13 protein-coding genes are annotated in these 13,026 nt (G+C 63.6%); 10 read left to right on the top strand and 3 right to left on the bottom strand.

The genetic code is table 11. The features are described 5' to 3' along the window. Positions 1-107: 107 nt before the first annotated feature. The 4 genes from AAHK21_RS09105 to moaE all read left to right on the top strand — a co-directional run bounded on the left by AAHK21_RS09105 (position 108) and on the right by moaE (position 2,790). Positions 108-1,502 carry a PhoH family protein gene (locus AAHK21_RS09105; protein ID WP_023629387.1) on the top strand — a complete coding sequence of 465 codons (1,395 nt, stop codon included), beginning with the start codon at positions 108-110 and terminating at the stop codon, positions 1,500-1,502. 123 nt (positions 1,503-1,625) lie between these two features. Next, on the top strand, positions 1,626-2,096 hold the full coding sequence (gene moaC / locus AAHK21_RS09100; protein ID WP_046857035.1) for a cyclic pyranopterin monophosphate synthase MoaC: 471 nt from the start codon (positions 1,626-1,628) through the stop codon (positions 2,094-2,096). Further along, the gene (gene moaD, locus AAHK21_RS09095; protein ID WP_367857040.1) at positions 2,096-2,341 is read left to right on the top strand and encodes a molybdopterin converting factor subunit 1; all 246 of its coding nucleotides are present in this window, start codon (positions 2,096-2,098) and stop codon (positions 2,339-2,341) included. The genes moaC and moaD overlap by 1 nt, the downstream gene beginning before the upstream one ends. 2 nt (positions 2,342-2,343) lie before the next feature. After that, a complete protein-coding gene (gene moaE / locus AAHK21_RS09090; RefSeq protein WP_139668757.1) occupies positions 2,344-2,790 on the top strand; it encodes a molybdopterin synthase catalytic subunit MoaE in 447 nt (148 codons plus the stop codon). Between the two features lie 124 nt (positions 2,791-2,914). On the opposite strand, the gene rhlB is transcribed toward moaE, so the two are convergent. Next, complete coding sequence (rhlB, locus tag AAHK21_RS09085; RefSeq protein WP_367857039.1) at positions 2,915-4,387, bottom strand: ATP-dependent RNA helicase RhlB; 1,473 nt, start codon at positions 4,385-4,387, stop codon at positions 2,915-2,917. Between the two features lie 92 nt (positions 4,388-4,479). Next, the gene (locus tag AAHK21_RS09080; protein WP_367857038.1) at positions 4,480-5,136 is read right to left on the bottom strand and encodes an alpha/beta hydrolase; all 657 of its coding nucleotides are present in this window, start codon (positions 5,134-5,136) and stop codon (positions 4,480-4,482) included. A 336-nt stretch (positions 5,137-5,472) separates the two neighbouring features. On the opposite strand from AAHK21_RS09080, the gene AAHK21_RS09075 reads away from it, so the two are divergent. From AAHK21_RS09075 to AAHK21_RS09060, 4 genes are all read left to right on the top strand, one after another. After that, positions 5,473-6,501, top strand: coding sequence for an amino acid ABC transporter substrate-binding protein (locus AAHK21_RS09075; protein WP_023629381.1), 1,029 nt, complete (start codon positions 5,473-5,475; stop codon positions 6,499-6,501). Positions 6,502-6,568: 67 nt separating this feature from the next. Next, entirely contained in the window at positions 6,569-7,747 is a 1,179-nt protein-coding gene (locus tag AAHK21_RS09070; RefSeq protein ID WP_367857037.1) for an amino acid ABC transporter permease, read from the top strand. A 10-nt stretch (positions 7,748-7,757) separates the two neighbouring features. After that, positions 7,758-8,855: an amino acid ABC transporter permease gene (locus tag AAHK21_RS09065; RefSeq protein WP_046857031.1), complete on the top strand. Its 1,098-nt coding sequence runs from the start codon at positions 7,758-7,760 to the stop codon at positions 8,853-8,855. Between the two features lie 10 nt (positions 8,856-8,865). Further along, complete coding sequence (locus AAHK21_RS09060; RefSeq protein WP_023629378.1) at positions 8,866-9,630, top strand: amino acid ABC transporter ATP-binding protein; 765 nt, start codon at positions 8,866-8,868, stop codon at positions 9,628-9,630. Between the two features lie 170 nt (positions 9,631-9,800). Here AAHK21_RS09060 and algW read toward each other — a convergent pair whose 3' ends face one another. Then, a complete protein-coding gene (gene algW, locus AAHK21_RS09055; protein WP_046857030.1) occupies positions 9,801-10,961 on the bottom strand; it encodes a Do family serine endopeptidase AlgW in 1,161 nt (386 codons plus the stop codon). A 206-nt stretch (positions 10,962-11,167) separates the two neighbouring features. Here algW and AAHK21_RS09050 point away from each other — a divergent pair, with 206 nt between their 5' ends. Both AAHK21_RS09050 and cysD read left to right on the top strand, forming a co-directional pair. Then, on the top strand, positions 11,168-11,926 hold the full coding sequence (locus AAHK21_RS09050) for a Nif3-like dinuclear metal center hexameric protein (protein WP_367857036.1): 759 nt from the start codon (positions 11,168-11,170) through the stop codon (positions 11,924-11,926). 170 nt (positions 11,927-12,096) lie between these two features. Next, a complete protein-coding gene (gene cysD / locus AAHK21_RS09045) occupies positions 12,097-13,014 on the top strand; it encodes a sulfate adenylyltransferase subunit CysD (RefSeq protein WP_038707406.1) in 918 nt (305 codons plus the stop codon). Positions 13,015-13,026 lie beyond the last annotated feature (12 nt).

Genomic DNA, 13,026 nt, shown 5'->3' with positions numbered 1-13,026 from the left:
TTGCCAGGTGAGCTTCCCGCCCGTAACGACGCGGATACGGGGAGAACGGCAGTCACTTTGCGGCGCAGCCGTTCGCGCCGTGTGGCTTTCACATAAGGTGAACGAGTATGGATGACCAAGGACGCAACCCTTCCTCCAACCAGCCAATCCTGTATGTGCTCGATACCAACGTCCTGATTCACGACCCCAACGCCCTGCTCAACTTCGAGGAGCACCACGTCGCCATACCGATGACGGTGCTGGAGGAACTCGACAAGCTCAAGACCGGTAAACAGACCATCGCCGCCGAATGTCGCCAGGCCATCCGCCTGATCGACCAGACCCTCGGCGACGCCTCGCCCAGCGATGTCGAGCAGGGCGTGCCGATCCAGCGCGGCAAGAGCGGGCCCAAGGGCTTCCTGTCCATCCTCATGAGCACGCGCAACGAGCCTAACCGCCTGCTCCCCGAGAACCTCGCCGACAACATCATCATCAACCAGCTGCTGGACCTGCGCGCCAAGCGCAAGGACCTCGACGTGGTGCTGGTGACCAAGGACATCAACATGCGCCTGAAGGCGCGTGCGTGCGGGATCGCCGCCGAGGACTACAGCACCGACCAGTTGGTCGACGATGTGTCCTTGCTGTCCAAGGGCTACCACTCGGTCACAGGGTCGTTCTGGGACCGCGTGAGCAAGGTCGATACGCGTCAGGAACGTGGCCGTACCTGGCATCGGGTGCAGTTGACGGACAACTTGCCCGCCGTGCACGTCAACGAGTTCATCATCGACGAACAGGGCTTCGTCGGCTGGATCAAGGGCATCCGCAACGACGAGCTGCTGCTGCTCGACCTGCACCAGGAACCGCTGCTGCACCAGGAAGCCTGGGGCCTCAAGCCACGGGACATCCACCAGAGCCTGGCGCTGTTCGCCTTGCTCGACCCGGATATCCACCTGGTCAACCTGACCGGCGCGGCGGGCTCGGGCAAGACCATCCTGGCGCTGGCCGCGGCCATCGAACAGACCATGGTCAGCAAGCGCTACCGGCGCATCATCGCCACCCGCAGCGTGCAGGGGCTGGACCAGGAGATCGGCTTCCTGCCGGGCACCGAGGCGGAGAAGATGGAGCCTTGGCTGGGCGCCATCACCGACAACCTCGAAGCCTTGCACATGGATGACGAGAGCACCCACGGCAGTGTCGAGTACATCCTCGAGCGGGTGCCATTGCAGTTCAAATCGCTGAACTACATCCGTGGGCGCAGCTTCCAGCAGAGCCTGATCCTCATCGACGAGTGCCAGAACCTAACGCCGCACCAGATCAAGACCATCATCACCCGTGCCGGGACCGGCTCGAAGGTGGTCTGCCTGGGCAACCTGGCGCAGATCGACACCCCCTACCTGTCGGCCACCAGTTCCGGGCTGACCTACCTCACCGAGCGCTTCAAGGACTTCCCCCACGGCGTTCATATCACCCTGCAGGGCGTGCCACGCTCGGTACTGGCCGAGTACGCCGAGTCGCACCTGTAACCTGTCGCCGGCCAGCCCGTTCCCACCGTGGGGGCGGGCTGGCCCCGCGATGCGCTGTTCTGCCCTCTGCTCAAAGCTGACCGGCAGGTTTACACTCTGTTATCCCTTCCCAGGAGCAGAGCAGTGCTGACTCATCTTGATTCCCAGGGGCGCGCCAACATGGTCGACGTCACTGAAAAGGCCGTGACCGCCCGCGAGGCGATTGCCGAGGCACGGGTGCGCATGTTGCCGGACACCCTGCGCATGATCGTCGATGGCCAACACCCCAAGGGCGACGTGTTCGCGGTGGCGCGCATCGCCGGCATCCAGGCGGCGAAGAAGACCAGCGACCTGATCCCGCTGTGCCATCCGCTGATGCTCACCGGCGTCAAGGTCGAGCTGGCCGCCGAGGGCGAGGACGTGGTGCATATCGTCGCCCGCTGCAAGCTGGCCGGGCAGACCGGCGTCGAAATGGAGGCGCTCACCGCCGCCAGCGTCGCCGCGCTGACGATCTACGACATGTGCAAGGCAGTGGACAAAGGCATGGTCATCGAGCAGGTGCGCCTGCTGGAGAAGACCGGTGGCAAGAGCGGGCACTACAAGGTGGAGGGGTGATGAAGGTCAAGGTCATGTATTTCGCCCGCTACCGTGAGTTGCTGGGCATCGACACCGAGCGCCTGGAAGGCGACTTCAAGGTGCTGGACGACGTGCGCCAGGCCTTGGCGGGCAAGGGCGGGCACTACGCGGTGCTGGCCGAGCAGAACCTGATGTGTGCCCGTAACGAAGAGCTGTGCCGGCTCGATGAGCCATTGGAAGAGGGTGACGAGATCGCGTTCTTCCCACCCGTGACCGGAGGTTGACCATGGCCGTGCGCGTTCAGGAGGCGGCCTTCGACCCGGGCGCCGAAGTCAACGCCATGCACGCCGCCAATGTCGGCGTGGGCGCGGTGGTCGGCTTTGTCGGCTATGTGCGTGACTTCAACGATGGCAGGGAGGTGGCGGGGATGTTCCTCGAGCACTACCCGGGCATGACCGAGAAGGCCCTGGCCAAGATCGTGGTCGAGGCCGAAGGACGCTGGCCGCTGCTCAAGGTCGAGGTGCTGCACCGTATCGGCGCCCTGGAACCGGGCGAGCCGATTGTCTTTGTCGGCGTGGCCAGCGCGCATCGGCAGGCGGCGTTCGATGCCTGCAACTTCATCATGGACTACCTGAAGACCCGGGCGCCGTTCTGGAAGAAAGAGAATACCCAGGAAGGGCCGCGCTGGGTGGAAGGCAAGCAGAGCGACCAGGATGCGGCGGGCCGCTGGTGATGCTCTATTCGCTGGCCGGGGCTGCGCCCCGGATCGCCGGCAAGCCGGCTCCCACAGGAGCGCGTATCTCTGTGGGAGCCGGCTTGCCGGCGATAGGGCAGCGTAGCGGCCCCGATCCTGCCATTCAGTGATGCTTGCGCGGCACGGGCTTCAACAGCTCGTCCGGCGGCATCTCGCACTTGATCTTGCGCCCCAGCAACTCTTCGATCGCCGGCAACTGGTACGAATCGTCCTCGCCGGCAAAGCTGATCGACACGCCGCTGGTGCCGGCGCGACCGGTACGGCCGATGCGGTGCACGTAGTCGTCCGGGTCTTCCGGCAGGGTGAAGTTGATCACATGGCTGATGCCGTCGATGTGGATGCCACGACCGGCCACGTCGGTGGCCACCAGCACGGTGATGCGCCCTTCACGGAAGCTCTCCAGGGTTCGGATACGCTTGTGCTGCGGCACGTCACCCGACAGCTGGGCGGCGTTGATGCCGTCACGCACCAGTTTTTCCTCGATGCGCCGTACCTCGTCCTTGCGGTTGGCGAACACCATCACCCGTTCCCACTTGTTCTGCGTGACCAGGTTGTACAGCAGCTTGTACTTGTCGCTGCCGGCCACGGCGTAGACGTGCTGTTCGACGGTTTCGCTGGCGACGTTCTCCGGCTCGATCTCGACGATGGCCGGGTTGGTGGTCCACTGCTTGGCCAGGTTCATCACATCGTCGGTGAAGGTGGCGGAGAACAGCAGGGTCTGGCGTTCGCTCTTGGGTGGGGTCTGGCGGATGATCTGGCGGACCTGGGGGATGAAGCCCATGTCGAGCATGCGGTCGGCCTCGTCCAGCACCATCACTTCGACCATGTCCAGGTGCACCTCGCCGCGCTGGTTGAAGTCCAGCAGGCGGCCCGGGGTGGCAACCAGGATGTCGCAATGGCGTGCTTCCAGCGACTTGAGTTGCTTGTCGAAGTCCATGCCGCCGACAAAGCTCATCACGTTCAGGCCGGTGTACTTGGTCAGGGCCTGGGCATCCTTGGCGATCTGCACCACCAACTCGCGGGTCGGGGCGATGATCAGCGCCCGTGGCTCGCCCATGTAGCGTTCCTTGGGCGGTGGGGTCTGCTGCAGCTGCGAGATGATCGAGATCAGGAACGCGGCGGTCTTGCCGGTGCCGGTCTGGGCCCGGCCGATGGCGTCCTGGCCACGCAGGGTGTAGCCCAGGACCTGGGCCTGGATCGGCGTGCAATAGGGGAAACCGAGGTCGTGGATGGCATGCATCAGCTCATTGGAGAGCTTGAAGTCGTGGAAACGCGTCTTGCCTTCCTGCGGCTCGACGACGAAATCCTCCGGCTTCCACAGGCTCGCCTGCGGCTTGGGCTTGCGTTCGCGGCGTGGTTTGTCCTTGGCAGGCGACTCGGCGCGCGGCGGTTGGGCGACCTGGACGGCGGCTTGTGGCTCGGCCTTGGCCTTGGGCGCAGGCTTTGGCCTGGGTTTGCCGGCCTGGCGCTCTGGCGCCTGGGAGGCGGCCGGCTGAGGAGCCGGCTCGGGTTGGGACGCGGCGATGGGCGGTGCGGCGTCACCTTTGGCGAATATTTTCTTGAGTGCCTTGAGCACGGTCGTCTCGTCAACTGGTTAAGGAATGTACGCCGGGCAGTGTAATGCAAGAATCGGGCGCGGCGTAGTGCAATGCGGGCTGGGCTACAGAATCACTGCAACTGGCGGCTCAGCCAGTCGTGGATGTCCTTCAGCTCCTCGACCACCACTTCGTGCTCCATCGGGTACTCATGCCACTGGGCGGCCACACCCCAGGTATTGAGGTACTCGAACGCCGTGCGGCCCATCGAGGGGATCACCACCGGGTCGTGCATACCGTGCAGGCACAGCGCCGGCGTGCGCTGCTGACAGGCGCTCAGTTGCTGCGCGTCGCTGAAGGTTGGCGCGTAGGTGGAGAGGGCGATCACGCCGCCCAGCGCTTCCTGCCACTTTATATAGGCAGTGTGCAGCACCACCGCACCACCTTGGGAAAACCCGGCGAGGAAGATGCGCGACAGGTTGATGCCCTTGGCCTGTTCGGCCTTGATCAGGGCGATCACCTGGTCGGCCGACTCTTCCAGTTGCGTCTCGTCGATGGCCCGCGCCGGGGTCATGGCCTTGATGTCGTACCAGCTGGGCATCTGGTAGCCGCCGTTGATGGTTACCGGGCGGGTTGGCGCCTGGGGCATGATGAAGCGGGTGCTGAGCAGGCGTTCCTGCATGAATTCCGCTACCGGTAGGAAGTCGTAACGGTCGGCCCCCAGGCCGTGCAACCAGATCACACAGGCGTCGGCGGTTTTCTGCGGTTCGAGAATCAGCGGTTGGGTCATGACTGCTCCGAAAGAGTGCTGGCGTACTGATGTAGTGCGTAAAAAGAAGGCATTGGCGGCAAATGCCAGAAAAAGATTGTCGCAACTCTACAACTTTTCCTACTTGACTACCGCTTTATCGCTTAAGCCGTGGACTGTGGTACGCCCTTTGCTATGTCCTGGATATGCGAAGAGGTGGGCCGGTCCCGGTAACACCCCTCGTGTGGATCGAAGGCTGTCATAGAACAGCCCATTGCGCCAATTGACCCAAAAACAAGCCAACAAGGGGTCGGATGCGCCTCATAAGGGTGCGGTGCAATTCCGGCTCATACAACAAGAGCGATTTGGAGGTTGTTGATGAAGATGTTGAAAACCACCCTGGCAGTCCTGACCGCCGCCGCCGCGCTGGGCGCCACCAGCTTCGCCCAGGCCGGCGCCACCCTCGACGCGGTGAAGAAGAAGGGCTTCGTCCAGTGTGGCGTGAGCGATGGTCTTCCCGGCTTCTCCGTGCCTGACGCACAGGGCAAGATCGTCGGCATCGACGCCGATGTGTGCCGCGCCGTGGCCGCCGCCGTGTTTGGCGATGCGACCAAGGTCAAGTTCAGCCAGCTCAACGCCAAGGAGCGCTTCACCGCGCTGCAGTCCGGCGAGGTCGACGTGCTGTCGCGCAACACTACCTGGACCAGCTCGCGCGATGCCGGCATGGGCCTGGTGTTCGCCGGTGTCACCTATTATGACGGCGTCGGTTTCCTCGCCAACAAGAAGCTCGGTGTCTCCAGCGCCAAGGAGCTCGATGGCGCCACCATCTGCATCCAGGCCGGTACCACCACCGAACTGAACGTCTCCGACTACTTCCGTGCCAATGGCTTGAAATACACCCCGATCACCTTCGACACCTCCGACGAGAGCGCCAAGTCGCTGGAGTCCGGCCGTTGCGACGTGCTGACCTCGGACAAGTCGCAGCTGTTCGCCCAGCGCTCCAAGCTGGCCGCACCGACCGAGTACGTGGTGCTTCCGGAAACCATCTCCAAGGAGCCCCTGGGCCCCGTCGTGCGCAAGGGCGACGAGGAATGGTTCAGCATCGTCAAGTGGACCCTGTTCGCCATGCTCAACGCGGAAGAAGCAGGGGTCACTTCGAAGAATGTCGAGGCCGAGGCCAAGTCCACCAAGAACCCTGACGTCGCCCGCCTGCTGGGCGCCGATGGCGAGTATGGCAAGGACCTCAAGCTGCCCAAGGACTGGGTAGTGCAGATCGTCAAGCAAGTCGGCAACTATGGCGAAGTGTTCGAGAAGAACCTGGGCCAGAGCACCGACCTGAAGATCGACCGTGGCATGAATGCCCTGTGGAACAACGGCGGCATCCAGTACGCGCCACCTGTGCGCTGATGGCTGCACCCCGCGGCGGCATCCTGCCGCCGCGGGTCGTTCGAATCCCTTCTTTTCGGGGCACTTCATGCAAAATCAAATCGGCGCACGGAAAGGGTTTTCCCTTAGTGATCCACGTGTGCGCGCGTGGCTGTTCCAGATCCTCACCGTGGTCTTCGTGGTGGGCCTGGGCTGGTACCTGTTCCATAACACCCAGACCAACCTTCAGCACCGGGGCATCACCTCCGGTTTCGATTTCCTCGAGCGCAGTGCCGGCTTCGGCATTGCCCAGCACCTGATCCCCTACGTGGAATCGGACAGCTACGCCCGGGTGTTCGTCATCGGCCTGCTCAACACCCTGCTGGTGACCTTCATCGGCATCATCCTGGCTACCTTGCTGGGCTTAATCATCGGCGTGGCGCGGCTGTCGCCGAACTGGATGATCAACAAGCTGGCGACGGTGTACGTGGAGACCTTCCGCAACATTCCACCGCTGCTGCAGATCCTGTTCTGGTACTTCGCCGTGTTCCTGACCCTGCCGGGGCCGCGGGGCAGCATCAATATCGACGACACCTTCTTCATCAGCAACCGCGGCCTGAACATGCCCGGCGCCTCGATGGCCGAGGGCTTCTGGCCGTTCGTGATCGCATTGGTGCTGGCAATCGTCGCCATCGTGTTGATGGTGCGCCTGGCCAACAAGCGTTTCGATGAAACCGGCCAGCCATTCCACAAGTTCTGGGTGGGCCTGCTGCTGCTGATCGGCATCCCCGGCGTGTGCGCGTTGCTGTTCGGCAGCCCGGTGCACTGGGAAGTGCCGCAGCTCAAGGGCTTCAACTTCGTCGGTGGCTGGGTGCTGATCCCCGAGCTGCTGGCGCTGACCCTGGCGCTGACCATCTACACCGCTGCGTTCATCGCCGAGATCGTGCGCTCGGGTATCCGTTCGGTCAGCCACGGCCAGACCGAGGCAGCCCGCTCGCTGGGCCTGCGCGAAGGCCCGACGCTGCGCAAGGTGATCATTCCCCAGGCGTTGCGGGTGATCATCCCGCCGCTGACCAGCCAGTACCTCAATCTGGCGAAGAACTCGTCGCTGGCCGCCGGTATCGGCTACCCGGAGATGGTCTCGCTGTTCGCCGGTACCGTGCTCAACCAGACCGGCCAGGCCATCGAGGTGATCGCCATCACCATGAGCGTCTATCTCGCCATCAGCATCAGCATTTCGCTGTTGATGAACTGGTACAACAAGCGCATTGCGCTGATCGAACGGTGAGGGTCCTTCCGTGACAGCCCATGTTTTCAAACCCGACATGCCGCCACCGGTGAAGACCGTTGGCGTGCTCGCCTGGATGCGGGCCAACCTGTTCTCCAGCTGGCTCAACACCTTGCTGACGCTGTTCGCCCTGTACCTGGTGTGGCTGATCGTGCCGCCGCTGGTGCAGTGGGCGTTCATCGACGCCAACTGGGTCGGCACCACACGCGCCGACTGCACCAAGGAGGGCGCCTGCTGGGTGTTCATCCAGCAGCGCTTCGGCCAGTTCATGTATGGCTACTACCCGACGGAACTGCGCTGGCGCGTCGACCTGACGGTGTGGCTCGCCGTGCTCGGCGCGGCCCCACTGTTCATCAAGCGCTTCCCACGCAAGGCCGTGTATGGCCTGGGCTTCCTGGTGCTGTACCCGATCCTGGCCTACATCCTGCTGCACGGTGGCACGCTGGGCCTGGAAACGGTGCCCACCAGCCAATGGGGCGGCCTGATGCTGACCCTGGTGATCGCCACGGTCGGCATTGTCGGCGCGTTGCCGCTGGGCATCCTGCTGGCGCTGGGGCGGCGTTCGAACATGCCGGCGGTGAAGGTGGTCTGCGTGACCTTCATCGAGTTCTGGCGCGGCGTGCCGCTGATCACCGTGCTGTTCATGTCCTCGGTGATGCTGCCGCTGTTCCTGCCCGAAGGCATGAGCTTCGACAAGCTGCTGCGGGCGATGATCGGCGTGATCCTGTTCCAGTCGGCGTACATCGCCGAGGTGGTGCGCGGCGGCCTGCAGGCCATCCCCAAGGGCCAGTATGAAGCCGCCGCGGCCATGGGCCTGGGCTACTGGCGGGCGATGGGCCTGGTGATCCTGCCCCAGGCGCTCAAGCTGGTGATCCCCGGCATCGTCAACACCTTCATTGCCCTGTTCAAGGACACCAGCCTGGTGATCATCATCGGCCTGTTCGACCTGCTCAACAGCGTCAAGCAGGCCGCGGCCGACCCGGCCTGGCTGGGCATGGCGACCGAGGGCTATGTGTTCGCCGCCCTGGTGTTCTGGATTTTCTGTTTCGGTATGTCCCGCTACTCCATGCACCTGGAGCGCAAGCTGGACACTGGCCACAAGCGTTAGGAGTTTCGAAATGAGTGAAGCGATCAAGCAGCCTGCCGGCCCCGAAGGCATCATCCAGATGCAGGGCGTGAACAAGTGGTACGGCCAGTTCCATGTGCTCAAGGACATCAATCTGAACGTGCGCCAGGGCGAGCGTATCGTGCTGTGCGGGCCGTCGGGCTCGGGCAAGTCGACCACCATCCGCTGCCTCAACCGGCTGGAGGAACACCAGCAGGGGCGTATCGTCGTCGATGGCGTCGAGCTGACCAACGACCTCAAGCAGATCGAGGCGATCCGCCGCGAGGTGGGCATGGTGTTCCAGCACTTCAACCTGTTCCCGCACCTGACCATCCTCGAGAACTGCACCCTGGCGCCCATGTGGGTGCGCAAGCTGCCGAGGCGCAAGGCCGAGGAAATCGCCATGCACTTCCTCGAGCGCGTGCGCATTCCAGAGCAGGCGCACAAGTACCCCGGGCAGTTGTCCGGCGGTCAGCAGCAGCGAGTGGCGATTGCCCGGGCGCTGTGCATGAAGCCGAAGATCATGCTGTTCGACGAACCGACTTCGGCGCTGGACCCGGAGATGGTCAAGGAGGTGCTCGATACCATGGTCAGCCTGGCCGAGGATGGCATGACCATGCTCTGCGTGACCCACGAGATGGGCTTTGCCCGCACCGTGGCGAATCGGGTGATCTTCATGGACAAGGGCGAGATCGTCGAGCAGGCGGCGCCGGATGACTTCTTCGACCGGCCGCGCAGTGACCGGACCAGGCTATTCCTGAGCCAGATCCTGCATTGATGTACCCGGGGCCGCTTCGCGGCCCTTTCGCCGCGGTTCGTCGCCACGACAAGCCGGCTCCCACTCCGACCGCGCTGCCCTCGAGTCAAGCGCCGTTCCTGTGGGAGCTGGCTTGCCAGCGATGAGGCCCTTGCAAACGACACAGGGCAGTTGCTCCCACTCCTGTAGCCTTACTTCTCTTCTTTTGCGGCCACCGGCGCTGGTGGTGGCCGCAACCCCACCTCGGCCACCAGCTTGAGCTGCTGACCATTGCGCATCACCTCGATGGTGATCTTCTCGTTGGGCTTGATCCGCGCCACCTGGTTCATCGACTTGCGCCCGTCGCCGGCCGGCTCGCCATTGATGCTCAGGATCACGTCACCCAGTTGCAGGCCGGCACGCGCCGCCGGGCCATCGCGGAAGATCCCCGCCACGACGATACCGGGGCGGCCCTGCATGCCGAACGAGTCGGCCAGCTCCTGGCTCAACGGCTGCACTTCGATGCCCAGCCAGCCACGAATCACCTGGCCATGCTCGACGATCGACTTCATCACCTCCAGCGCCAGCTTGACCGGGATGGCGAAGCCGATGCCCTGGGAGCCGCCGGACTTGGAGAAGATCGCGGTATTGATACCCACCAGGTTGCCGTTGGCATCCACCAGCGCACCGCCGGAGTTGCCCGGGTTGATCGCAGCGTCGGTCTGGATGAAGTCTTCGTAGTTGTTCAGGCCCAGTTGGTTGCGGCCGGTGGCGCTGATGATGCCCATGGTCACGGTCTGGCCGACACCGAAGGGGTTGCCGATGGCCAGGGTCACGTCACCGATATGGATGCTGTCGGAGCGGCCGATGGTGATCGCCGGCAGGCTCTTGAGGTCGATCTTCAGTACCGCCAGGTCGGTTTCCGGGTCGCTGCCGATCACTCGGGCGAGGGTCTCGCGGCCATCCTTGAGGGCCACGACGATCTGGTCGGCGCCGCTGGTGACGTGGTTGTTGGTCAGCAGGTAGCCTTCCGGGCTCATGATTACCGCCGAACCCAGGCTCGACTCCCAGCGCCGCTGCTTGGGCAGGTTGTCGCCGAAGAAACGGCGGAACTGCGGGTCCTCGAACAGCGGGTGCGCGCTCTTGTTCACCACCTTGGTGGTATAGAGGTTGACCACTGCGGGCGCGGCCAGGGTCACGGCATCGGCATAGGAGACCGGCCCCTGCATGAGCTTGGTGGTTTGCGGGGCTTGTTGCAGGTTGACGTCCTGGCTGGGCAGGCCGACCCATTCAGGGAAGCGCTGGATGACCAGCATGGCGATCAGCACACCGGTGAGCAGGGGCCAGCCGAAGTAACGCAGAGCCTTGAGCATGAATCGATCCTGGGAGTGGGGCGGGGGCCGTGTCTATGGGGCCCGGGGCGCGAGCGGGCGCGATCATACACCTGAAGAAACCGAACGGCGATGGCTGGACACCCCGAGCGCCTGCCAGCGGTTTCCCCCACGCCGGCGACGGCCCATAATGGCGGCCATTATAGGGCCTGACGCCCGTCGCAATGCCGAATTCGAGGAGATTTTTCATGGCCGTCGCCCTCAATACCCTGGTCGAGGAAGCCGAGCGCTACCTGGCCAGTGCCAGGATCCAGGATTACTGCCCCAACGGCCTGCAGGTCGAAGGCCGTCCCCAGGTCAGCCGCATCGTCAGCGGCGTGACCGCCAGCCAGGCGCTGCTGGACGCCGCGGTCGAGGCCGAGGCCGACCTCGTACTGGTGCACCATGGTTATTTCTGGAAGGGCGAAAACCCCTGCATCACCGGTATCAAGCAGCGACGCTTGAAGACCCTGCTCAAGTACGACATCAGCCTGCTGGCCTTCCACCTGCCGCTGGACGTGCACCCGGAGGTGGGCAACAACGTGCAGCTGGCGCGCCAGCTGGACATCACCGTCGAAGGTCCGCTGGACCCCAACAATCCCAAGGTTGTGGGCCTGGTCGGCTCGCTGGCCGAACCGGTATCGGCGCGGGATTTCGCCCGCCGTGTGCAGGAGGCGCTGGGGCGTGAGCCGCTGCTCATCGAGGGTGAGCAGATGATCCGTCGGGTCGGCTGGTGCACCGGGGGCGGGCAGGGCTACATCGACACCGCCATCGCCGCCGGGGTCGATCTGTTCATCAGTGGCGAGGCGTCGGAGCAGACTTTCCACAGTGCCCGCGAGAACGGCGTCAGTTTCATCGCCGCCGGCCACCACGCCACGGAGCGTTATGGCGTGCAGGCGCTGGGCGATTACCTGGCGCGTCGCTTTGCCCTGGAGCACCTGTTCATCGATTGCCCGAATCCGATCTGACGGCCGCATCGCGGGCGTGCCCCGCGATGCTTTTTTGCCCAAACCCCCAGTCATATCATTAGACCTTTTCGATCTAGCCACCCGCCTAAATAGAATCAGGTGCTGTGATAAAGTGGCTCGCTCGAACACGGCCCGCAGGCCGTCCATAAGATCGTTTTTCGTGAGTAGCCATGGTCGACAATCTGACGCACTTGAAACAGCTGGAGGCGGAGAGCATCCACATCATCCGCGAGGTGGCCGCCGAGTTCGACAATCCGGTGATGCTGTACTCGATCGGCAAGGATTCCGCGGTCATGCTGCACCTGGCGCGCAAGGCGTTCTTCCCGGGCAAGCTGCCGTTCCCGGTGATGCACGTCGACACCCAGTGGAAGTTCCAGGAGATGTACCGCTTCCGCGACAAGATGGTCGAAGAGATGGGCCTGGAGCTGATCACCCACGTCAACCCCGAGGGTGTGGCGCAGGGCATCAACCCGTTCACTCATGGCAGCTCCAAGCACACCGATATCATGAAGACCCAGGGCCTGAAGCAGGCGCTGGACAAGCACGGCTTCGACGCCGCCTTCGGTGGCGCGCGTCGCGACGAAGAGAAGTCGCGGGCCAAGGAACGCGTCTACTCGTTCCGTGACAGCAAGCACCGCTGGGACCCGAAGAACCAGCGCCCGGAGCTGTGGAACATCTACAACGGCAAGGTCAACAAGGGCGAGTCGATCCGCGTGTTCCCGCTGTCGAACTGGACCGAGCTGGACATCTGGCAGTACATCTACCTCGAAGGCATTCCGATCGTGCCGCTGTACTTCGCCGCCGAGCGTGAAGTGATCGAGAAGAACGGCACCCTGATCATGATCGACGACGAGCGCATCCTCGAGCACCTCTCCGAGGAAGAGAAGGCGCGCATCGTCAAGAAGAAGGTGCGTTTCCGTACCCTGGGCTGCTACCCGTTGACGGGTGCGGTCGAGTCCGAAGCCGAGACCCTGACGGACATCATTCAGGAAATGCTCCTGACCCGGACGTCCGAACGCCAGGGCCGTGTCATCGACCACGATGGCGCCGGCTCCATGGAAGACAAAAAACGCCAAGGCTACTTCTAATTTCAGGGTTCC

Origin of the sequence: Pseudomonas sp. TE50-2 (assembly GCF_040813665.1) — a bacterium.
GTDB lineage: Bacteria > Pseudomonadota > Gammaproteobacteria > Pseudomonadales > Pseudomonadaceae > Aquipseudomonas > Aquipseudomonas soli.
Note: the sequence above shows the minus strand (reverse complement) of the source record. Positions and strands in the feature narration are given on the sequence as shown.